This is a genomic window from Paractinoplanes toevensis (assembly GCF_018332695.1).
In the GTDB taxonomy this organism is placed as follows: Bacteria; Actinomycetota; Actinomycetes; order Mycobacteriales; family Micromonosporaceae; genus Actinoplanes; species Actinoplanes toevensis.
This window is the reverse complement of the sequence record NZ_BOQN01000278.1, coordinates 1-746: the sequence shown is the minus strand read 5'-3', so window position 1 is coordinate 746 and position 746 is coordinate 1. Positions and strand designations below refer to the sequence as shown.

The window sequence follows — 746 nt, the reverse complement described above, 5'->3', positions numbered from 1 at the left end:
TCAACTGGGGCGACGGCACCAGCAGCACCCTGCCGGCCACCTGGACCGCGATCACCAAGCAGTACGCGAAGGCCGGCAAGTTCACGGTCACGCTGACCCTGACCGACGCGGCCGGTAACCGGACCACCCCGGCGCCGGCCACCGTCACGGTCACCGTGCCGGGCACGTTCAAGCTCAGCAAGACGGCGGTCTGGCCCGGCGAGTACTTCAACGTCACCATTTCGTCGGTGCCGACCGGCACCACCAAGATCGTGCTCTACACCGGTGACGGCTTCACCAAGACGCTGTCCGGTAAGAACCAGACCGTGGCGAAGAGGTATTACCACCTGGCCGGCGACGTCCCGGTGCCGGCCGGCACCCGGACGCTGACCGCGGTGTTCACCAACAAGAACGGCAGCACGGCGCAGGTCCTCGTCGGCCGGATCACGGTCAAGAAGGACGTGTGGTCCCCGAAGGTGACCATCACCAAGCCCGCGAAGAGCACCAAGGCCTCGTCCTGGAAGACCGTTCGCGGCACCGCCGCCGACAAGGGCTCCGGAGTCGCCGAACTGCTCGTCGTGGTGCTGCGCACGCAGGGCGCCTCCGACTACTGCTACTCGTACCAGAACCGGTGGATCCGCCTCACCAACGACGTGAACGTCCTGACCTGCTTCCACTCGGTGAAGGTGAAGAAGGGCAAGTGGTCGCTGGCGGTCAAGGGCCAGAAGAAGAACACCACCCTCGACGTGCTGGCCGTGGTCGGCGAC

Annotated in this window: 1 protein-coding gene; it reads left to right on the top strand. The window is 66.2% G+C overall.

Annotation, left to right across the window (positions count from 1 at the left end; translation table 11 throughout):
• On the top strand, positions 1–746 hold a 746-nt coding region (locus Ato02nite_RS51205; protein ID WP_246608274.1), incomplete at both ends, for a PKD domain-containing protein.